Below are 21,515 nucleotides of genomic sequence, written 5' to 3' on the forward strand. Positions count from 1 at the left end.
TCAATTAAACATCAATATCAATTTCTTGTCATCCAGTTCATATTTAAAATCCTTATTATAGGAAACCGCATCCAGGATATTCGATAAATATTCATTTTTGAAAGTTCCCTTTAGGTTCCAGTTTTGATCAGGAACTCCCTTGATTTCTACGCTTACACCATACCACCTGCTAATTTCATTTACAAAACCTGAAAGGTCCGTTCCATCGAAAATCAATTCCCCATTTCTCCATAAAGTAGCCTTATCAAATGTATTTGCATCATTTTCTTTGCTGAACTCATGAAATGCATTTAGAGATTTAAGATAGGTCAGGCCTTTCCCGGGTGTTAGGGAAAGCTCTTTCTCATAACCCTTCTTATGATTTTTTACTTTGACAGCCCCTTCCAATAGTGCCACGCTTGATCTATCATTTCCTTTAAAAGCATGAACATTGAACTCTGTGCCCAATACTTCCACCTCCAGGTCTTCAACTTTTACTACAAAAGGTCTACTTGTGTCAGTTACTATATCAAAAAATGCTTCACCCTCAAGTGTCACAAACCTACCAGAGTCCGAAAAATGCTCCGGGTAAGAAAGTTTGCTTTCTGCATTGAGCCAAACTTTGGAACCATCCGGTAACTGAAATTGAGACTTTTGTCCTCTTGGGTTTGATTTGTGGACCTTAGTAAGTGAAATAGGTTGAATTGCTTCCTCATGCTTATTGAAAAATACGATGGACAAGACCAAAATTGCTACCAAAGAAGCGGCTACACCATAACTTGTCCTCCTAATATCCCAGCTTCCTTTTCTTCTCTTGGCCCCTTCGCTTAAATATTGTTCCCAAATTTTGATTTTTTGATCCTCATGATTGATCAGCTTATTGTCCTCGAGGTCAGTACGCCAAAAAGCCTGAAGTTTTTCAAACTCATATTGGTTTCTATGATCCTTTTTCACCCAGTCGTACACAGCCTTCTTTTCAGAAGAAGAGGCACTTCCTTGAAAAAATCTGATTAATAAAATTTCTATATCTTGGTTCTTGTCCATGAAGTCATAATATCTCGATCAATATTAAAGACAACAGTTCGCAATAAAACCCGTAATGAAAATTTAATTATTTTTACTTTTTCAGAAAAAAAATTAAGAATAGAACAACAAGCACAAAAAAATATCCTTTTCTATATGTCCCTATACTAAAGAAACAATGACAGAAACCGTTGGTTTGAAACTAAAATCCTTCCTTGATATTCATCATAAAATTGTTGGAGGGTACCCCTCAAATCCGTAATGGCCAGTTTCAAGTGCACTTCAACCGTCCTCTCTGATATTTCTAATATCTCTGCCACCTCTTTGTAGGACAAATTCTCATCTTTTACCATTTTGAAAACCAACCTTCTTTTGGGTGGTAAGTTTGCAATCACCCGGTTGAGTTCCCTTTTTAAATCCCCATTGATCATCTTCTTTTCAGGGTCTGAAACATCGGGGATAAGATAATCCTGTATATCATCAATACTTATTTTTCCTTTTTCCCTCGAGGAAGCCTTAATCGAATTCAAGGCCCGATTTTTTACCATTTTGAAAAGATACCCTTCAAAGTTCTGAATTTGGAGCAAGCCTTCCCTTTTCTGAAGTAATTTTAAAATCACCTCGGAAACTAACTCTTCTGCCTGTTGGTAATTGGGTAAAAACAATAAAGCTAAATTGAGAAGTCTTGTGTGATAGTGGTCAAAGAAAACCGAAAAAGCCTTCTCATCATTTTTTTCTACTATCTTTTTTAAAATATGGTTAAGCTTTATTGGGTTCATTGTATTTCAGGAATAAGCTTTGAGAGGAAAAGGTTGAATAATTCTATAGTAAGGTAATTCAATCCAAAACTAAATATAGACCATTTGACCTAAAAAACAAATTTATTCTAGAATACTTTCATAAATCCAAACATGTGATGCCACGCCTATTTCTTGGACACAGTACCGAAGAGAATCTTGCTTTCAATTTTTATTCGGACATTTTCGGAAAACTTCGCTATATCAATCATTTAGTCCAACACTTGGTTTACTATTTTCAATTAAAATTATATCAACTATTTCATAACATAACCGTGGGCTTATAGTGAACGGCCGTCTACCCGACTACCAGCTGGCAATCCTATCAATTCGTAATTGGTACTTCTTCCTCCTGCTGCTTCCTTTTGCAGGATTCCTTTCCCAATAAGGTCGTTAATATCCCTAACTGCTGAATCTTTAGAGCACTTTGCAATCTTTGCCCATTTGGACGAGGTTAATTTCCCGTCAAATCCATCCACTAGCCTATTCAACAATTTTCTTTGTCGGTCATTTATTGCAGTATCTATGTGCTTCCGCCAAAAATCTGCTTTGAACAGAACTTTTGAAAGTATTAAATCCGTGGACCTTAAAGCGTTGATCAAACAGTTTAAAAACCAAACAATCCAATCAGTTATATCCAAATTCCCCTTTTGCGTTTTTTCCAATATCTCATAATACTGTTTTCTTTCCAAACGGATCTGGGCAGACATACTGTAAAAACGTTGGTTACTTTTGTCGGCTTGCGCTAGTAGCATATCGGTCAATGCCCTTGTTATTCTTCCATTTCCATCTTCAAAAGGGTGGATTGTTACAAACCATAAATGGGCGATTGCTGCTTTAATTACCAAGTCAATTTTACTATTGTTGAACCAATTTAGAAATCGGGTCATTTCTTTTTCAACCAGATTGAAATCAGGTGCTTGAAAATGAACCTTTTCTTTCCCCATTGCCCCGGAAACTACCTGCATAGGCCCAGTAGTATCTTTTCTCCAATCTGCTAAGTTAATTTTGTACATCCCACTTCTTCCTGTTGGAAACAATGCAGCATGCCAGTCAAAAAGCCTGTCAACTGTTAATGGGTCAAAGCATCTTTGGGTAGCGTCAAGCATCATTTCAACTACTCCTTCTACACTTCTGTCAGCATCCACTGCTCTTGCTACTTCCATTCCCAATCTACGTGCAATTGATGAACGCACTTGGTCAGGGTTAAGGAATTCGCCTTCTATCTCCGATGATTTTATTACATCAAGGGTCAATGTATCAAGTAGGGCCTCATTTCTCAAATCGAAACCTAATGTTTCCATTTTTCCAATAAGCCTACCCTGTAAATTTCTTGCCTCACTTAACAGATCCAAGAAGTCATTACCGTTCCAGGTAAATTCTGGCCAATTATCTTTTTGATGTATAAAAGCTTTCATTCAATGTATTATTTGCAACGAAAACAACCTTTATTCGACGCAAATCAAAATTAATCGTTGCTTATTTTGCTTCAAATAGTACCCTTATTCGTTGCACGGTTGTCTGTTTTGCTTTTGACTAACGCTTTTCTCAAGTAGTTTTAAATATATTGATTGGTACATTGTAGCGCAGTATTTTGAAATATCATTTCCACCTCGTAAAATTCGTACGGTACGAGAGATACGAGCCATACGAGGCGTACGAATTTAGGAGTACTTCTATTTAGGGCATCGTCATCAATCCGCTTCTTCTCTCCAAGGTTTCGGTTTAAAAATACTGATTTCTAATTTCTTTACAGGATCCACTTTATCCGGTTATCTAGAGTCAAAAAGCAAAGTTAAGCTGGAAAAAGCATCATTGCTGATTATCGCATCCCTACTTTGATTTTGGAGAAGCTCATTGGACTGCAAAAAGAAAAACAGCACCGAGCGAAACCCGATGCTGTCAAATTTATCCTTATCAACTATAACGTTTTCTAGGATCAATGACCACTTTTAGCGGACATATCATTCATAATCTTATCCATCATACCACTGAAATCCAAACTCTTTGCCCGCTGTACAGGAGGGTATTCCTCCATTGAGGTTTTGAATTCATTCAAATTCATCATGATAAAATCGTTGACAAACTGCTTTGACTGAATTGCCCAGGTTTGCTGATCCGTATTGTCATAAGATTCAAACGGATCCATCCGCAAGTTGAACATCAAAGGGAATTTGTATTTGGTATATGCTCCATAATAGTTTTCAGTAGCTTGGAAATTCACCTTCCAATTGCCCATTCGGATCGCCATTAAATCCGACTCGTAAAAATAAAGCATGTTGTTACGGTTACTTTTGTTGGAATCCCCCAGCCAATATGCCAAGTTATCAACCCCGTCGATGTATTGCTTTTTCTCCTGAGCTACTTTTTCTGCCACATTGTTAACTCCTGCAGCCGAAGCCAAGGTGGTAAACAAATCCATGTGACTTTGTATACCATTCAGGTATTGTCCAGCAGGGATATGGTTCTTCCACATAACCATGGTCGGCACACGTAGCCCACCTTCAAAAGTGGTCATTTTATCCCCTCTAAATGGTGTCACTCCACCATGAAAAGTAGCCTCATGCTCCGGACCATTATCAGTGGTATAAACTACGATCGTATTTTCCAGCAAGCCGTTCTTCTCCATATAATCCAACAATTCGCCCACCATCGCATCGTGCTCGATGACTCCGCTGCCATACATATCATCACCTGTAGTAAACTCCTTTGCCAAGTAGCGAGACTCGTCGCTCAAATGGGTGTGCATGTGCATCCGAACCGGATTTAACCATACGAAAAAAGGTTTTCCATCTTCCTTCGCTTCACTCATAAATTCCTCCGTTCTACCGAAAAATTCCTGATCAATGGTTTTCATCCATTCGATAGTGAATTTTTCATCACTCAGGATTTTTTGTTTTCCGATCACACCAAACCTTTCGTCTGTCGTATTGTCAAAGGCGTCAGTCGCAACCGAATGAATGATTCCTCTTGGCCCCCATTTTTTATGGTATTCCGGATCTGTTGGATAGTCGGAATCAGCATACTCTTCAGATACGTTTTGGTGATATAAGTTTCCGTAAAACACATCGAATCCATGTACTGTTGGGAGATTTTCGTTTTGATCACCCAGATGGTTTTTACCGAATTGTGCGGTGGCGTATCCTTGCCCTTTTAGAACCTCTGCAAGAGTTGGCGACTCGGCTTTCAGGCCAAGCGCATCACCAGGCCGTCCCACAGTAGTCATTCCACTGCGAATAGGATATTGTCCTGTAATAAATGCTACCCTACCTGCCGTACAAGATGGTTGCGCATAATGATCAGTAAAAATGATACCTTCTCTACCGATCCTGTCCAGATTGGGCGTTGTGTATCCCATGGTGCCCAATCCATAGGCACTTACATTTTGCCAGCCCATATCATCGGACATAATGACTAGAATGTTTGGCTTATCCTGGGCATAAGACATAGTCCCAAAGACTACCAATAAAACCGTTGAAATAATTGATCACACCATATTTTTTTATGTTTTGTTTAATATGTTACACCTCTAAAAATATTCATTTATAGCAGATCCCCTCCATTTTTTAATCAGGTTTTCAATCCGCTAGATTTATCTCCCTTGGACGCTACGATTGAATTACAATGGTCTTAACAGGCCAAAGTTTAATGTTTTACTTTTCTCTTTGACTGAATAGGTATTCTATCAAAACGCATCGTACCAATTGATGATCATCTGTAAGATAAAAAGTATTTAGTTATTTTACATCAAAATAAGGCACGCAATGCTTGCTCAGCTCAATTTCAATAAATAACTTGTCCAATAGGAGGGTGTAAGGAAGCCTTTTTCAGATGTTTCAGCAGAAAATAGATACGAAAAACCTTCCTTAATTGGAAGGCAGAAAAGGGAAAACGATTTTGGGACTTCTACAAATTCCACTTGCGATTTTGTTCATTTTTAAACAAGCCCATCTACTGGATTTTGAATCGTAAATCAGTGAATATAAAAGTAAGGTTAAAAGGAATTTTTACCAAAGCACAACAATATGAAACGATTAATTTCAGGAATTGCTATAGCACTGAGCATTAGCAGCCTCTATGCCCAAGAAAAGATCAGTGTTTTTGATATGACTGTGGTAGAGCGAGAAAATTTTGAACCGATCACACCGTATCCAGAACAGGAAAAGATCGCTGATCAGAAGTTGGAAGACCTGGAAAAACGAATTGGCAAAAAGCCGAATGTCCTGATTTTCCTCGTCGATGATCTAGGCTGGGGAGATATCGGTGTGAATGGAGGAGGCGTCGCAGTAGGAGCTCCCACCCCTCATACCGACCGACTGGCGATGGAAGGGAAGCGGTTTACCTCTTTCTATTCCACTCCTACCTGCACCTCATCCAGAGCTGCCCTGATGACCGGCCGCATTCCTCAACGGAGTGGTCTCATTCGGCCGCTTTTGAGCGGAGACAAGGTAAAAACCAATCCTTGGGAAATCGAAATGTCACAAGCCAAACTCCTGAGTCAGGTAGGCTACAAAACAGCACTCATGGGCAAATGGCATATCGGTGAAGCAGAAGGAATGCTACCCCACGAAGTAGGATTTGACTATTATTTTGGCCTCCCTTCCGTACAATCCGACTACACGCAGTTTCTGATGGACAGGCGCTATAGTGACATGATCAATAATAAAGAAATCCACGATCTTGCTTTTCAATTGCAACCCGAGGGCTTGATCAAAGGCAAAAAAGGCGGCACACGCGAGGTAGGCTTTCCAATCAAAACCATCAGCGACGTTCGTAAAATAGACGAAGTACTCAAAAACGAATCTATCAAATTCATTCAGGAAAATACAGGTGGCGATCATCCCTTCTTTTTGATCCACTCTTTCACCGCAATCCACAACGATACCTATAGTGGGGAAGCCTACATAGGAAAGAGCCCTGCGGCAATGCCGGTGAAAGACGCCATCGTGGAAATGGATGATATTGTAGGTGAAATCATGGCTGTACTGGAAGAATCTGGTGAGCTTGAGAACACACTCGTAATTTTCACATCTGACAATGGAGCAAACGAAGACGCATTGCCGGACGGTGGCTATCATCCATGGAAAGGCGGAAAAGGAAATACCTGGGAAGGGGGCGTTAGAGTACCGATGATTGCCTACTGGAAAGGAATGATAGAGCCAGGTCAGGCCACCAATGGCATTATCGACCTCACTGATCTGTACATGACCGTTTTGAAAATCGGTGGAAACCTGCAAACAAAACTTCCCGACAATCTATACTACGATGGAATCGACCAGACCTCTTACCTATTGGCCGAAAATGGCGAATCCAAAAGACAGGCCGAATTCATTTGGAACAGGTCTGACATGTGTGCTGTACGCTGGAGAGACTACAAGATTCATTTCAAAATCTTTGATGTCAAACAAGCCGGACGAAACATCGATGCTTCGTTTGTAGGCGACATAGGAACCGCTCCCTGGGTGTACAACTTAAATGTCGATCCCAAAGAAATGGCCAGCCAAGGCCACTTGTATTTCGAATGGGGACTGCCTGCCGTGATGGCTTTTAGAGCAAGACACTTGGCAACCATGGTCAAATATCCCAATACAGACCTCGGGCTGGGATTGTAGCTTGATTGCCAAAATCAGCAACAGCAGTAGCGGAATCAAAAGACTGCCATCAGTCATCCGTCTCTTGATCCGCTATTACTTATTATTTTTGAGCAAACAAACCTTCCTATAGCCCAAAAGAAGCATTAACCCTGTGGCAAACCGTCCAATGAAGCACAACCATCGCCAGGTTATCTCCTATCCACTTACGATTCCTACCGAATGGTACCTGACCCTGCAAGCCAGAAACTTAGGCACCATAGACAAGGAGACTTTTACTTTTTATTCCGACATTGGCTTGGGTCAATTAAGGTACCAGGAGTTTCAAAAAGGTTTTTGGGCTCAACAAATGGATTTTACCCTCAAAGAGCCTTTGCCCCTGATCCAAACCGCCAGTAAATTCAACGAGCTATTTATCATCAATTTTTATTTGAGCAATGCCTCGATCAGGCAATATTCCGGGGAAACGCTTTTTGAATTCAACTTTGACAATATCAGCGTGATGCTCAGTTCATCCTCCGCCATTTGCCACTACAACATTCCGGCTGACGAGGATGTGAAAATCATACAAATCGGATTCACCAGGGAGTGGCTGTTAGCCAATGCCTTTGACAATGATTCATCGGAGCTAAAGAGTTTGTTCACGGACGATCAGCCGATTTACATAGCAGAGAATCTAGACTATCAGTTCAAGTACTTGGTAAGCGAGATGGATTTGGCCAGCGCTAACCGTCTCTTTCTGTTTTCCAGCGCCCTGCATTTGCTCAACACTTTGTTTTCCAAGCTGGAGCATCGGCAGCTCAACCAATCACATCACTCCAAGATCCACCACGAAGATTTGGAAAAGCTCCTTGAAATCAGAGCTGCTATGGATGAGAACCCGCTGGAGCCCATTAGTCTGGATGCACTTGCAATACAATCAGAGATGAGTCTGACCAAGTTTAAACGGAGTTTTAAACAGGTTTTTGGTGTGACTCCCTACCAATATCATTTGAAAAACAAATTGGCAATTGCCATGGATCGCCTGCATCAGCACTACTCGGTCTCCGAGGTGGCTTTCCTGATCGGCTACACGAACCTGAGTCATTTTGCCAAATCATTCAAAAACCAGTATGGCAAACTCCCCAGTGAGGTACAAAAAGAGGCATGATAATAAAATACCTGAGCCCAACTTATTGAAAGTCAGACCCAGGCAAATACTCGTGTTTAGCAGGATACTGCTTATCCCTGAGGTACAAATGCTTTGGCCATAATAACAGTATTGTCCTTGCTCGAATTGATTCTAAAAGGACGAACCGCAGTGTATTCCGGACCATTAAAGCATTCCATGGCGCGCTCATAGCTAGGGAATTTGATGATGGCATGCATCATTTTCTTTTCACCCTCGATGGCGATTGCATCCATATCCGAGACCAGCAGTTCCCCGTCGTATTGCTGCAGGATTTCCCAAACTGCGGGTGGGTATTTTTGAAATGTCTCAAAATCCACGATGTCATAGCTGATGATAAAATATACTTCCATTTCTTTCTTTATTATTTTGATTAAATTTCATTCAATAAGGCCATAGCCGATACGATTCCCAGCTCGTTTGCTGCTTTGGGGCCATCTCCCGTAATTAGTTTTCGGTCGATCATCACTTTGCCATTCATGATTTTGTTCACCACCTTAATGTCCAGCGCCCTTAGTTTTTCGCCAAAAAACCAGGGCATACTTCCCGGTAAATATCCGGTGGGAGGCAAAAGCTTATCCATCCCATCAGGACAGGCAGATATCGCATACCCACTGTAGGGTGAACTGGCTCCGGTGGACAGGAATGCCGAGGGTCCGTGACAGATGCTGATCATATGCTTATCCTGTGAAGAGCACCAGTTCACCACCTGGCTCACCGCATCGCTAAACGGCAAATCTGCAATCACTCCATGCCCACCAGGAAAATAGACCGCCACGTAGGGGCTATTTTCATCGAGGTGGTCGACAAGCTGACGGAGATCAAGAGGTTGGGCGAGTTTGGGCTTATAGGCTTCAAATAGCTCCATCACCGCCGAATCCTCGGTCGGCAATGCCCACCGCTCGAGCTGCAGGGGAGCACCGGTAGGCGTAGCAATGTCCAGGCTATATCCTGCCGCCTGCCAATGCAGCATCGGCACAAAGAGCTCCACGGGATGATTACCCGTCTGAAACATCTTGCCGTTTTCCATTTTGAGCAGCTCTGTTTCGGTACCGACAATCAAAATCCTTTTGGAATGATCTTGATTTTTGGTACCAAAGTCCACGCTGGCGTAGTCGGTCTTTTTTTCCACTGCGAGTTTCAGCGCCAGCTTGGACGGAGAGTAGGTGTTGTCTCCCTCTTTTTGGGGAGTGACACCTACGATTTGTTTTATGCAATCCATAATCAATAATTCAGAAAGGGATTAAATACTGTCGACCACTTCTTCAAGTGCCCGTCGGGATTTGGGGACGACCTCAAGGCGGTTGTAGTCGTCTTCCGCAGCAAACCCGACAGACATCGCGATAAGAGGCTTGTATTCGGTCAGGTTGAGAATCTGCGCAAAGTCATCGGAAGAGATCCCTTCCATAGGCGTGGCATCCAATCCCAATGCAGCGCATCCCGCCAGACCCATCCCTAGGGAAATATACAGCTGTCTAGAAAACCACACCTTCAGCTCCGCCTCAGGCATACTCGCTCTGCCTTGGTTGTACCAATCCCGCAGCGCTTCGGGCAATTCTTTGTCTACTACTTTTTGAAAAGCATCGAGATCTTCTGCAACGCTGAACACAACTAGCAAGTCTGCTTGCTTGATCTTTGACTCGTTGAAAGAAGACGCTTCCGCAAGTCTGGACTTTACCGCTTCGTCCTGGATAAAAGTAAATTTCCAAGGCTGAATATTGATCGAGGAAGGTGAAAGGCGTAGAATTTCCTTGAGCGCCTCTACCTTTTCGGATGGAATCGGTTTGCTTTGGTATTTTTTGGTCGAATACCTATTCTGAGCTAAGTGCAATGCATTCATAATGTTATAGATCAAATCAAAATTCTATTATGATGCAAAATTACCTACTTATTCCTTGTCACCGTTAGTCGAAAAAGACCAAGGAATGACGGAAAAAGGTTTTCTTCTATAGAGATTCTCCCCTGCAGAATGACAGGATTGGATTCTCAGACCGATTACCAGCAGCCACCTTCAAACCGTAATAATATAACCTTCTGTTAAAGTGAAAATTGAAATGAGCGCTTTCGAAAAGGCATGAAATAAAAACACCTATGATGGCTACCCATATCCAATTAATCTTCATGAGCATCCCCCAATTATCAGGACACACTTTGAGCTAAACTTAAACCCTACAATAGCTGACGGTTGACCTCTATTCTTTCAAAAAGCTCCGCGCTTCATTTCAGTAAATCCAAATCCATTTGAATGATTTCGATACGATCTCTTTGACTTTCACAACCTACCAAGCGCTTGTACATCACCTATACCTCTCAAAAATTGAGTGATAATACAGTTCTAAAAGGAGGACAAAAAAGGGACGATAAGGGGGACAAATAGGAGGACAGGTTCATTTTGGTTTTATAGCGCTAAATTTATTTGAATCGTATCTTTTAAAATCAGCTCTAATTACCATATAAGCTCATTTTTCGATTTGAATTTTTGAATGGTCTTTTTTTTTGATGTAAAAAGCAGAAAATCGACCTACTTGAAGATGGACAAATTTTTGAAAACGAACCTTTGATTTAGAATTGAATTCATTTGCTTGTTTTTGGATATTATTTCCACCTCGTGGAATTCGTACGGTACGAGGGGTACGAATTCTGAACTATCTATTCCATGGAATTTTAACACTCATTTTTCTTGCTTGCCATCCAGTTCGTACTGCTGGACCAGTACCTCAACTGGTAAGTTTAAGTAGCTGGAAAGATTTCTGACCATTTCGATGGTAAGCGGTCTTTTCCTGTTCAACGCCAAGCTGACAATAGTTTTACTGCCTATTTCTCCATTTAAAATATTCTCAACGAAGCTTGCCGATAGTTTCCATTCCAAAAAAATCAAAAAGGGAATGGTGCAAACGAAATAAGGCAGTTTGCTCCCGCAACACTATTATTTGATGGGGTGTCAAGGCCCAAAAAAGAGTGATTCTATTAGGAAGGATTTTGATTTTCCTTCCTTTGAATAAATAAGCAATCCCTTCTTCAGGGAAAAAGTTGATTTCAATTTCATTATGGCGATCTGGTCTATGCATCAGATTGGGCATCCACATTTCACAGGAAAAGCCATAAGGTTTAAAAACACTTCTTATTTCATCAAAACGTTTCATCATCTAGGAATTCGATAGATTATTAAGATAATATGGGTAGTTTTTATCCAAATGCGAGAATAAATTTACATCCAATCTTTTCAATAACCCCAAGCAAGATGATTTGCAATAAAAGTATTTTACTAGCCTTTGTAGGAATATTCATTTTTTTTGGAAGCTCCAGCTGCCAAGCACAACTGAATGAATCTGCCAAACCTAGAGTAATCGTCAGTTCGGACATTGGCGGAACAGATCCTGATGATTTCCAATCGATGATACATTTAATGATGTATTCAGACCTTTTTCAGCTGGAAGGATTGGTTTCATCACCTTTCGGTGATGGAACCAAAAAGGACTTTTTAGATATGATTGATATCTACGAAAAAGATTACAAACAGCTCCTACCCAATGCCCCAGAACTCCCAACTCCAAAGTCACTGAGGGAGATAACCAAACAAGGGCAAAAAGATGCAGCACCGTTTAAAGGACACACCACTCCAACAGAAGGTTCGGAATGGATAATCGCCTGCGCCAAGAAGAAAAGTGATCAACCCCTTTGGATAATGGTTTGGGGTGGAATAGAGGATCTTGCTCAAGCCTTACACGATGCTCCTGAGATCAAAGAGAGTATCAGAGTTTATTGGATCGGAGGCCCTAATAAAAAATGGAGTATCAATGCCTATTCTTATATAGCAGAGCATCACCCTGACCTTTGGATGATCGAGGCAAATGCAACGTATAGAGGCTGGTTTATGGACAATGATTCCCCGAATGACCTGAAAGGAAATGCTTATTATGAAAATTACATTCAGGGACGCGGTGAATTGGGAAAGGATTTCATCAAGTATTATGATGGCAACATTAAAATGGGCGATACGCCTTCGCTTGCTTATCTGATGAATGGAGATCCTAATAATCCTACCGGAGAAAGTTGGGGTGGAAGTTTTGAAAAGATCCACCGTAGCTCCAGAAATGTATTCAAGGGTGGAAGTTCCCTTCAGGATACTGTGGCTGCATATGCGACGGTGGAATGGAGATTTATAGGACCGGAAATAAGTGTCCCCGAAGATTCTGTAGTTTTCCAGATAGAAGTCCAGAATCAGACTTGGCCGGGCTACTACATGGGAGATGGAGTTTATGGAGTAAGATATTCTTCAAAAAAACCGGAACAAGGATCTTATAAAACCAGTAGTTCCATCGCCGAATTGGATGGACTGGAAGGTTCCTATATCAGTACGGTTCCATGGCCGGGAAAAGCAACGGCAGATGATTATCAACTTGGACCTAACTGGTACAGTGATAGGCAAAATCCAGCACTTTTTATCGAAGATCAGCAAGGGGCAAAAACCATCTCAAAATACAGAAAGGAGTTCTTGATGGACTGGGCGGAGCGATGGAAATGGTTGGAAAAGTGATAGGGACAATCTAAAGTATTTAGCCTACACCTTAACTATGGAAAAAACCTATTTGATGGTAGTCTTGATAATAATTATCTTTCCCCAAGCACCCTCATTGTTCTAATACCCCATTTATCTAAACCCAGTTGACCAACTATCATCATTTAGCCTTTCAGACTAATCCTCTGCCGAAGGTGGGAAACCTCCTAAAACTGACCTAATTCAATTTTAAGTCAATTCAACGTTTATTTTCCTCGTACAGATTACCCTGATTATTTCCGAAGGCACACTTAAACGGCCTGCACTTGTTTAAAAAGTCTCTTCTTGTGATTTATTCCCCAATCTTTCAATGCATAGATTATCGGGTTTAACGTATCTGCATATGGTGTCAGTTTATACGAGATTTTTACAGGATAATCGTCAATGACAATTCTTTTGATCAACTGATGTTCTTCTAAATCCTTCAGCTCTTTGGCCAAAACCTTTGGCATCAATCCATCAATACTATCCTATATATCCGTAAATCTTTCATTCCCAAAACCTAGGGAAATAATGATTTGCAATTTCCATTTGCCATTGATCACCTCTAAGGTATCGCGCACGGGTTTCACCGTATCCAGACAATTTTTATATCCTTTTTTTACTGCCATCTCTTCAAGATTCACACTTTCCTTAAATTTGCAACAGCAATTCAATAGGAGACTAAATATTGCTGTCCTACCGCTTTTACAAAATGGAAAACAATAGATGGGACAAATATTGAGTATCGCATTGATTATTAAGGATATAAACCAGTATTTAGAGGATTTTGCTTACCCTAAATTTGAACACAAACTCAAGAGATTCGCACACACTTTTGCTCCTGAGGTTATAGTACTTTGCGAAGTAATAACTCATCTTTCATTTTCATATCATTCAATGAATTGGTTCTTGATTATAGCAATTTCAATTTGCTCCTTATTATTAGTTTTTTTAGGCTTTAGGACTACCGGAATAGGTGCATACTCTTGGCTGGTAGCAGCAATACTTATTGGCCTAATCCTGATGTATCCTTTGGTATGGTATGGAGTACTGCCAGAGCTGCCCGATAAAATACTCAGAGCCATTGTTCATTTTGATATGGGAATGGTGGGTTTGATCATCACTTTCATTTTAGTGCGAGATCTGGTATTTCTCCCTCTACATGCCATAAAAGTGGATTGGGCGCATTGGGGCTTTTCAAAATCGGGCACCTTTCTTATGTTCATTATATCTTTTGCATTGCTTTCCATAGGCAATTGGAGGGCGCAGCGCGGCCCGGAATTAGTACAAGTCTCCATCCCAATCGGAAACCTCCCTTCTTCGTTAGAAAATTATAAAATCCTGCAATTAAGTGATCTCCACACTGGGCCTGGTATTAATGCCGCTTACGTAGATAATGTAATTGACATGGCCCTGAGGCAGGAAGCCGACATTGTTGTTTTGACTGGTGATATTGCAGATGGTAATTTTGAAAAATATAAGGATTCCTTGAAGCCACTATCTAAACTTACTGCAAAAACACAGGTATTGTATGTTGTAGGGAATCATGAGTACCTAAAAGACAGTGATCAATGGCTTGATTATTTTAGGAGTCTTGGTATTCAGGTGCTACTTAATGACCATTGGGTCATGTCGAGTAGAGAAAATCCCATCCTCTTTGCAGGAATTATAGACCCAGAGGTAAAAGAAGTAGACCCTACTAGTGGTCCTGATCTACAAAAAGCACTGTATGGAAGTCCGGATGCAGATCTTAAAATATTGCTCGCACATCAACCCAACATTGCTGAAGAAGCTTCGCAATATTTTGATTTACAACTATCAGGGCATACTCACGCAGGACAATTCTTCCCAGGGAATATTCTTATAAAACTTTTTCAACCTTTCGCGAAAGGGCTTAACAAATGTAACAATATGTGGGTATATACGAACTCCGGAACCGGTTATTGGGGACCTCCATTTAGATTGGGCACCACTTCAGAAATCACCTTACTCAAATTGATAAAACAATAGCTGAAAGGGATTTGCATACAAACCCAAGAGATTTGAACACTTTCAAAAGTGTTTCATTTCTGAATTTTGCTTCAAATTAAAAATGACAATTAATGAAAAATGTAAAATTAGGATCTCAAGGATTGGTAGTGCCACAAGTGGGGCTTGGATGCATGGGTATGACTCAATTTGCCGGTCACGATGTGTATAAGTCAGCAGACCAAGAGGAAGCAATACTAACAATTCACAGAGCGTTGGAATTAGGAGGGAACTTCCTGGATACGGCTGACCAATACGGTCCCGGAGACAATGAGCGCCTTATAGGAAAAGCGGTTCAGGGAAAAAGGGACCAATACATTATAGCAACAAAGTTTGGCTATGAAATAGATGACAAGGGTGAATTAACCTGGAAGAAAAATGCAACTCCCGAATATGTGCGCAAGGCTGTAGAACGCTCCTTAAAAAACCTGAATACAGATTATATTGATTTGTATTATCTGCACCGTTTAGACCCTAATGTCCCTATTGAAGATACCATCGGGGCAATGGCAGAATTGGTACAAGAAGGCAAAGTGAAATATTTAGGTCTGAGTGAAGTTGGTGTTAATACAATTAATAGAGCGCACAGCATACACCCCATTTCTGCTCTTCAGACCGAATATTCTTTATTTGAAAGAACGGTTGAAGAAGCAGGTATTTTAAAAGCCTTAGAGGAGATGGAAATTGGTTTTGTACCTTATTCCCCTTTAGGAAGGGGCTTTATTTCCGGGGACATTAAAAGTCCATCAGACTTAAAAGAAGGTGATTGGCGTTTGAATATCCCACGTTTCCAGGGAGAACAGTTTCAAAAAAATCTAGACCTGGTAAAGGAAATTGGAATACTAGCGAATGAAAAACAGGTGACCACTGCGCAACTGGCTTTGGCCTGGGTGTTTTCCAAAGGCTATGTACCAATTCCGGGAACAGCTAAAAGAAAACATTTAGAGAAAAATATTGAAGCCACAGATATTACATTAAGTACCGAGGATATTGAGCGTTTAGAAAGTATTGTACCTCTGGGTTTGGACACAGGTGCACGCTATGATGCTCATGGAATGGAAAGTATTGATCAATGATAATAATAGCTGAAGGGGAATGGCGTAAGGCCGTTTCATTTCTTAATTTTAATATATGAAATGAGCATAAACTTAGAACCCCTAAATATACCAACCGAAAGATGAATAAGTTTATCGCGAATTCCATGTGACCATTGGAAATAAACTAACACACATGAAAAAGATAGCTACTCCTGTGCATGTCAAAACCGTTTCAGAGGCGCACCGTATTCTTGAAATAGCATCTCCAAAACATCCATTGGTAAGTGTCATTGATCTGAGTATGCTCAACCAAACTAACCCTGCAGTACCAGGAAGTTTTGTAAATGATTTTTATTCCGTTTTTATTAAAAAAGACTTTACGGGAAAATTACGGTATGGCCAACAAAACTATGACTTTGACCATGGCGTGATGATGTTTTGCGCGCCCCAACAACTCATTTCAGTGCAGGATGCAGGGAAAAATAAGCCTAACGGCTGGTGGTTACTTTTTCATCCGGATTTTCTTCAGACCTATCCATTGGCCAGCCGCATAAAAGAGTTCGGTTTTTTTAATTATGAAATGCATGAAGCCCTTCACTTGTCAGAAGACGAAGAAAGAGTAATTGAAGGTATTCTGAACAATATTGAGAAAGAGTATAGCTCCTCCATTGATAATTTTAGCCAGGATGTCATTATTTCCCATATTGAGTTGCTTTTAAATTATTCCAACCGTTTTTATAACAGACAGTTCATCACCCGAAAATCAGCAAACAGTGGTTTGCTAAGCAAACTTGAACAACTACTAAACCACTATTTTGAAAATGATTTACCTATTTTGAAAGGTCTTCCTACAGTTGGTTTCCTATCAAACGAGTTAAACGTTTCACCTAATTATCTGAGTGATATGCTGAGGGTAACCACGGGACAAACCACCCAGTACTACATTCACCAAAAGGTAATTGAAAAAGCAAAAATAATATTGTCTACCAGCAACTTGACCGCCTCAGAAGTAGCTTATCAGCTGGGGTTTGATTATCCACAATCCTTTAGCAAATTATTCAAAGCGAAAACAAATATGTCACCCATTGAATACAAGAAATCATTGAATTAAAAGGAAGTTCTTTTATTAGGATTTAAGGTTTTCTAAAGTCATAGCATTCCGATTTTGATTTCTTGTTCGATTCAAATGCGTTCACAAAAACAGGAGAAATTAAGTGAAAAGAAGACAAATTGACCCACTGGGAAAAATTGGGATAGATTAATACCATAACCCACATACCCTCTTATAAACAAAAAAAAGGATACTATTTCTAGTATCCTTTGAAGTAACGGGAACAGCGCTTCAAACTGCTATTGACTTTCAATAATTTATGAGAAAAGAGGGACAAAAAGGGGGACAGATTCATTTTGCATTTACTTTTTTAAATTTATTTGAATTGAACCATTTGAACTGTTTTGAATCAAATTTCTCCTCCGTACCATTCGTACGATACGAGCCGTACGAGGTGTACGAATTTCAGAACTATCTTTTCCATGGAATTTAAACACTCATTTTTTCTTGCTTGCCATCCAGTTCGTACGGCTGGACCAGTACCTCAACTGATATGTTTAAGTAGCTGGAAAGATTTCTGACCATTTCGATGGTAAGCGGTCTTTTCCTGTTCAATACCAAGCTGACAATATTCTTACTTCCTATCGCTGGAATCAGATCCTTGTCTTTTAAGCCTTTTCCCTCCATCGTTTCTTTGATGGCCTCAATAGGTTGAGGTAAGGCAATAAGGTGCTTTTCCTTCTATTATTTTTCGATGAGGGTAACCAAAAATTCTGCCTCCATCCCTTCTGCACTGTCTGGATCTGACTCAAAGATTTGGGAAAGTCTAGCAAGGGATTCTTTATATTCCTGTTCAGTCGTAATGATCTTTTCCCACATCATGATTTTAAGTTAATTTTCGATTTTAAAACTGATCTACTGTATTCGCATCCACCTTATCGTACTCGGAGTGTGTGCCTTCCTGCTTATTAATTTTCCAGTATGTTCATCAATTTCTGGTTCAAGTATAATTTTTCCTTTCCTACTCTGACAGATTTCAGGAAGCCTTCTTCTTCCAATGCGCTAAGATAATTTCCAACTGTTTTTGGTGTTCCTAAATCAATGTCAATTAGGTTTTGCCTTTTGGTATATGGCAGCTTAAAAATGACCTCAACCAAATCCTTAGAATATACTTTCGGAAGCTTTTCTTTAATTTCTTGTCCAGTAATTTCCATAAGTCGAATTATTGATTCCAGCCTATCCAACCCTTTTATCGCTGTTGTTTCTACCATGTCCAGCATGTAGATTATGAATTTGGACCAGTCATTTTTTTCTGTTACGGCCCTTAATCCTTTATAATATTGGTCTTTATGGTCAATAATGTATTCACTTAGGAATAAAGCAGGAATATCAAGTAATTGCTCCAGTTTTAATTGAAGTAAAAGTAGGATACGACCAGTTCTGCCATTACCATCCGAAAAAGGGTGAATGGCTTCAAATTGGTAATGGGATATAGCCATTTTTATCAGCGGGTCTATCGAGTCGTTTTCATTAATGAAAGTTTCGAGATTAGCCATTTTTTCCCGTATTACTTGTTCTCCTGAAGGAGGTGTGTAAGTTACCTCACCTTTGGTGTTGGATAGAGTAGTGCCAGGTGTAGTTCTAATACCTGCAGTATTTTGCTTAATACATTGAACCAGTTCTACACAAAGGTTTGTGGTTATGAAAGGTTTTTTCTCGAGCTTTTTAAACCCAAGCCAAATAGCTTCTTTATAGCTAATTACTTCCTTAGTAGCTGGGTTATTGAATTTTTTGTCTGCCACTACGGCTTGATACAAGTCGTCATTTGTTGTTATTATGTTCTCAATTTCAGAACTAGCTTTTGCTTCTTGTAAGTGAAGGGTGTCAAGAAATAGACTAGGATTAGGAAGGTTTCTTATGGCACCATTTAGTTGAGCTAATGCTCTACTGGCCTTAATGGTTTTAGTTAGTACCTCTTTGGTTTCCAAATCTGCTCTAGGCGGAAGTAGAGGTAGGTTGTTATAAGGTTGAGATTTATTGAAGTCGTTCATAACGAGAGTAACTTTTACACTTGAGCTTTTTTCGAAGGTAAAAATACTAAATATTTACTCTTGTTTTGATATAAAAGGTAAGTTTTACGCTCGTTTTTGGCATATAAACCGACTGCTTAATAGAAGCGGCATGAATCGAGGGGCAATATTCTATCCCGCAGACTTGAGGGACACGGTTCTGTGAGAGATTTAAGAGTGAGATTCCCCTTCACCTACCCGACTACCAGCTGGCATTCCTATCAATTCGTAATTAGTGCTTCTTCCTCCTGCTGCTTCCTTTCTCAATAAGGTCGTTAATATCCCTGACTGCTGAATCTTTGGAGCACTTTGCAATCTTTGCCCATTTGGACGAGGTTAATTTCCCGTCAAAACCATCCATCAGCTTATTCAATAATTTCCTTTGTCTGCCATTTAATGCAGTGTACATATGCTTTTGCCAAAAAGCAGCTTTGAACAGGACTTTTGAAAGTATCAAATCCGTGGATTTTAAGGCAATGATCAAACAGTTTAAAAACCAAACCATCCAATCAGTTATATCCAAATTCCCCTTTTGCATTTTTTCCAATATCTCATAATACTGTTTTCTTTCCAACCGGACCTGAGCAGACATACTGTAAAAACGTTGGTTACTTTTGTCAGCTTGCGCCAGGAGCATATCGGTCAATGCTCTTGTTATCCTTCCATTTCCATCTTCAAAAGGGTGGATGGTTACAAACCATAAATGGGCGATTGCTGCTTTAATTACCAAGTCAATTTTACTGTTGTTGAACCAATCTAGAAATACAGGATTGTTTCCCAATTTTACACTGGAACTTTGCACATCAATTAGTCACTTCACCTCAACGATGATTCTTCTGTAACTGGTTAATTTTGGTGAGCCATTATCAGTCACTTCGCAGAGGATATGGGTGGTCTTGCCGGAGGAATCACTTGGAAGATCAATTTTAATATGATTGGAGTCGCTATTCTGGATCTTTATCTCATCTTTATAAGTACCTGCCTCAGGGATAATCCACCATTTGAAACTCAGCTCATCGCCTTCTGGATCGTAAGATCTGGATGCATCTAACTTTATAGTTTGGCGTTTCTTTGCCTTCACTCTTAGCAACTCTATGCCCTCCATTTTATTTATTACCACAATTGGGTTGCGGTTTCCTTTCCCTTCACTTGCCCAGTCCATTCTGGCAACGAAATTGTTATAGATTGCAGGGTAGAAGTAGCTTTCGTATTTCCTGGATATTTCAGCTTCCGGTGTTTGAAAGTTAGTAAAAGCTTTTGTTTCCTGATCTTCACTAATTCCCTTTTCGAAATATCCTCCCCAACCTACTTGGGAAGGAACCATTGGGTCGTTCAAACCATTTGGCATCAGATGTAAAAAAGCAGGTGTATCACCTTCTACGCCGTATTTATATTTGGGATAGACTTTACCCAGATTTCCATGAGTCTGTATATCCACTTCATATTTTTCCCAATTACTTTTACCTGTTCCATTCTGATATTTCCAGGCAGATTCATCCCAGATAAATAGTAAATCATCAGAAAACTCCCTTCTCATCCATTGGTGTGAGCTAATCGCAAAATCAGTTTTTTGATCTCTATCCTGATCGGTGATCGCATAGGTTGGGATTTTTTGAAGAAATGTCCTCAGTTCTGATTCTGATCTTGTTTGCTGCACTTTCCAGATAGCTTGGGCTAAGGTATTTCCTCCACCCCAAACGGTAATCCAAAGAGGGCGCTGATCCGACTCATCTGCAAGCTCGATGATCAATTCACTTCCTTCCGAATTGTTGTCTGCTCCAATAAATTGCTGACCTCGGTTTTTGCTGCCAAATACAGTAATGCTTCGCAAATAGTCCGGACTTGGCCAGTAACCTATGCTTTGATTTGATTCATCGGCAAGAAAGCCTTGTTGATTTGATCGTTTCATCAAGTTTGGAAGGTCCTTTTCATAAGCGTCTATTGCATCATGAATCAAGTCCATGAAATCATCTCGAGTTTTATCGAGACTCCAACCTGTAGTGAAAATCAGTCCCTCGATTTCATATAAATCTGCGTGGACAAACAATCTGACCAAAGATTCACTATCATCGGTTTCCCAAGTGGAAACATCCGTCAATACAACAATTCTCGGCTTTGGTATAGCTTTCTTTTGATCTTGCTGGGCAAAAGCACAGCAGGAAATAATAGACGCAAGGAAAAGAGCGGGAATTGATTTTTTCATTAAACAAAAGGTATGACTCAAGGAGCTAA

21 protein-coding genes and 1 pseudogene are annotated in these 21,515 nt (G+C 40.2%); 6 read left to right on the forward strand and 16 right to left on the reverse strand.

Annotated features, from left to right (window positions below):
* The 4 genes from IFO69_RS07020 to IFO69_RS07035 form a co-directional block, all read right to left on the reverse strand.
* Entirely contained in the window at nucleotides 1-1,023 is a 1,023-nt protein-coding gene (locus IFO69_RS07020) for a FecR family protein (RefSeq protein WP_192009359.1), read from the reverse strand.
* A gap of 146 nt (nucleotides 1,024-1,169) precedes the next feature.
* On the reverse strand, nucleotides 1,170-1,781 hold the full coding sequence (locus IFO69_RS07025; protein WP_192009360.1) for an RNA polymerase sigma factor: 612 nt from the start codon (nucleotides 1,779-1,781) through the stop codon (nucleotides 1,170-1,172).
* Nucleotides 1,782-2,080: 299 nt separating this feature from the next.
* Nucleotides 2,081-3,217, reverse strand: a complete 1,137-nt coding sequence (locus IFO69_RS07030; protein WP_192009361.1) for a Fic family protein — start codon at nucleotides 3,215-3,217, stop codon at nucleotides 2,081-2,083.
* Nucleotides 3,218-3,738: 521 nt separating this feature from the next.
* Nucleotides 3,739-5,247, reverse strand: a complete 1,509-nt coding sequence (locus tag IFO69_RS07035) for an arylsulfatase (protein WP_192009362.1) — start codon at nucleotides 5,245-5,247, stop codon at nucleotides 3,739-3,741.
* Nucleotides 5,248-5,824: 577 nt separating this feature from the next.
* Between IFO69_RS07035 and IFO69_RS07040 the strand changes: the two genes are divergently transcribed.
* The gene (locus IFO69_RS07040) at nucleotides 5,825-7,411 is read left to right on the forward strand and encodes a sulfatase-like hydrolase/transferase (protein ID WP_192009363.1); all 1,587 of its coding nucleotides are present in this window, start codon (nucleotides 5,825-5,827) and stop codon (nucleotides 7,409-7,411) included.
* Between the two features lie 148 nt (nucleotides 7,412-7,559).
* Nucleotides 7,560-8,540, forward strand: coding sequence for a helix-turn-helix domain-containing protein (locus IFO69_RS07045; RefSeq protein WP_192009364.1), 981 nt, complete (start codon nucleotides 7,560-7,562; stop codon nucleotides 8,538-8,540).
* Between the two features lie 71 nt (nucleotides 8,541-8,611).
* Here the strand turns inward: IFO69_RS07045 and IFO69_RS07050 are convergent, their stop codons facing one another.
* From IFO69_RS07050 to IFO69_RS07065, 5 genes are all read right to left on the reverse strand, one after another.
* Nucleotides 8,612-8,911, reverse strand: coding sequence for a DUF1330 domain-containing protein (locus IFO69_RS07050; protein ID WP_192009365.1), 300 nt, complete (start codon nucleotides 8,909-8,911; stop codon nucleotides 8,612-8,614).
* 20 nt (nucleotides 8,912-8,931) lie between these two features.
* On the reverse strand, nucleotides 8,932-9,780 hold the full coding sequence (locus IFO69_RS07055) for a type 1 glutamine amidotransferase family protein (RefSeq protein WP_192009366.1): 849 nt from the start codon (nucleotides 9,778-9,780) through the stop codon (nucleotides 8,932-8,934).
* Nucleotides 9,781-9,801: 21 nt separating this feature from the next.
* Nucleotides 9,802-10,398, reverse strand: coding sequence for a nitroreductase family protein (locus IFO69_RS07060; RefSeq protein WP_192009367.1), 597 nt, complete (start codon nucleotides 10,396-10,398; stop codon nucleotides 9,802-9,804).
* Between the two features lie 831 nt (nucleotides 10,399-11,229).
* Nucleotides 11,230-11,352: a hypothetical protein gene (locus IFO69_RS21695; RefSeq protein ID WP_262891612.1), complete on the reverse strand. Its 123-nt coding sequence runs from the start codon at nucleotides 11,350-11,352 to the stop codon at nucleotides 11,230-11,232.
* A 43-nt stretch (nucleotides 11,353-11,395) separates the two neighbouring features.
* On the reverse strand, nucleotides 11,396-11,704 hold the full coding sequence (locus IFO69_RS07065; RefSeq protein WP_192009368.1) for a cupin domain-containing protein: 309 nt from the start codon (nucleotides 11,702-11,704) through the stop codon (nucleotides 11,396-11,398).
* A 95-nt stretch (nucleotides 11,705-11,799) separates the two neighbouring features.
* Between IFO69_RS07065 and IFO69_RS07070 the strand changes: the two genes are divergently transcribed.
* A complete protein-coding gene (locus tag IFO69_RS07070) occupies nucleotides 11,800-13,095 on the forward strand; it encodes a nucleoside hydrolase-like domain-containing protein (protein ID WP_192009369.1) in 1,296 nt (431 codons plus the stop codon).
* 272 nt (nucleotides 13,096-13,367) lie between these two features.
* On the opposite strand, the gene IFO69_RS21785 is transcribed toward IFO69_RS07070, so the two are convergent.
* Entirely contained in the window at nucleotides 13,368-13,568 is a 201-nt protein-coding gene (locus IFO69_RS21785) for a winged helix-turn-helix transcriptional regulator (protein ID WP_317173434.1), read from the reverse strand.
* 18 nt (nucleotides 13,569-13,586) lie between these two features.
* On the reverse strand, nucleotides 13,587-13,727 hold the full coding sequence (locus IFO69_RS21790) for a winged helix-turn-helix transcriptional regulator (protein WP_317173435.1): 141 nt from the start codon (nucleotides 13,725-13,727) through the stop codon (nucleotides 13,587-13,589).
* A gap of 394 nt (nucleotides 13,728-14,121) precedes the next feature.
* Here IFO69_RS21790 and IFO69_RS07080 point away from each other — a divergent pair, with 394 nt between their 5' ends.
* The 3 genes from IFO69_RS07080 (at nucleotide 14,122) to IFO69_RS07090 (ending at nucleotide 17,274) form a co-directional block, all read left to right on the forward strand.
* Nucleotides 14,122-15,108, forward strand: coding sequence for a metallophosphoesterase (locus IFO69_RS07080; RefSeq protein WP_192009370.1), 987 nt, complete (start codon nucleotides 14,122-14,124; stop codon nucleotides 15,106-15,108).
* Between the two features lie 92 nt (nucleotides 15,109-15,200).
* The gene (locus tag IFO69_RS07085; protein ID WP_192009371.1) at nucleotides 15,201-16,202 is read left to right on the forward strand and encodes an aldo/keto reductase; all 1,002 of its coding nucleotides are present in this window, start codon (nucleotides 15,201-15,203) and stop codon (nucleotides 16,200-16,202) included.
* A 154-nt stretch (nucleotides 16,203-16,356) separates the two neighbouring features.
* On the forward strand, nucleotides 16,357-17,274 hold the full coding sequence (locus IFO69_RS07090; RefSeq protein ID WP_192009372.1) for a helix-turn-helix domain-containing protein: 918 nt from the start codon (nucleotides 16,357-16,359) through the stop codon (nucleotides 17,272-17,274).
* Between the two features lie 429 nt (nucleotides 17,275-17,703).
* On the opposite strand, the gene IFO69_RS21610 is transcribed toward IFO69_RS07090, so the two are convergent.
* From IFO69_RS21610 to IFO69_RS07110, 5 genes and pseudogenes are all read right to left on the reverse strand, one after another.
* On the reverse strand, nucleotides 17,704-17,901 hold the full coding sequence (locus IFO69_RS21610; protein WP_225444036.1) for a helix-turn-helix domain-containing protein: 198 nt from the start codon (nucleotides 17,899-17,901) through the stop codon (nucleotides 17,704-17,706).
* Nucleotides 17,902-17,958: 57 nt separating this feature from the next.
* Nucleotides 17,959-18,096 carry a hypothetical protein gene (locus tag IFO69_RS21615; RefSeq protein WP_225444037.1) on the reverse strand — a complete coding sequence of 46 codons (138 nt, stop codon included), beginning with the start codon at nucleotides 18,094-18,096 and terminating at the stop codon, nucleotides 17,959-17,961.
* 86 nt (nucleotides 18,097-18,182) lie between these two features.
* The gene (locus IFO69_RS07100) at nucleotides 18,183-19,265 is read right to left on the reverse strand and encodes a Fic family protein (protein WP_192009373.1); all 1,083 of its coding nucleotides are present in this window, start codon (nucleotides 19,263-19,265) and stop codon (nucleotides 18,183-18,185) included.
* A gap of 189 nt (nucleotides 19,266-19,454) precedes the next feature.
* Nucleotides 19,455-20,046: pseudogene (locus IFO69_RS07105) on the reverse strand (Fic family protein); the annotation flags it as partial.
* Nucleotides 20,047-20,094: 48 nt separating this feature from the next.
* Entirely contained in the window at nucleotides 20,095-21,486 is a 1,392-nt protein-coding gene (locus tag IFO69_RS07110; protein ID WP_192009374.1) for a DUF1593 domain-containing protein, read from the reverse strand.
* Nucleotides 21,487-21,515 lie beyond the last annotated feature (29 nt).

The sequence above is a fragment of the Echinicola arenosa genome, from assembly GCF_014841125.1.
Taxonomy (GTDB): domain Bacteria; phylum Bacteroidota; class Bacteroidia; order Cytophagales; family Cyclobacteriaceae; genus Echinicola; species Echinicola arenosa.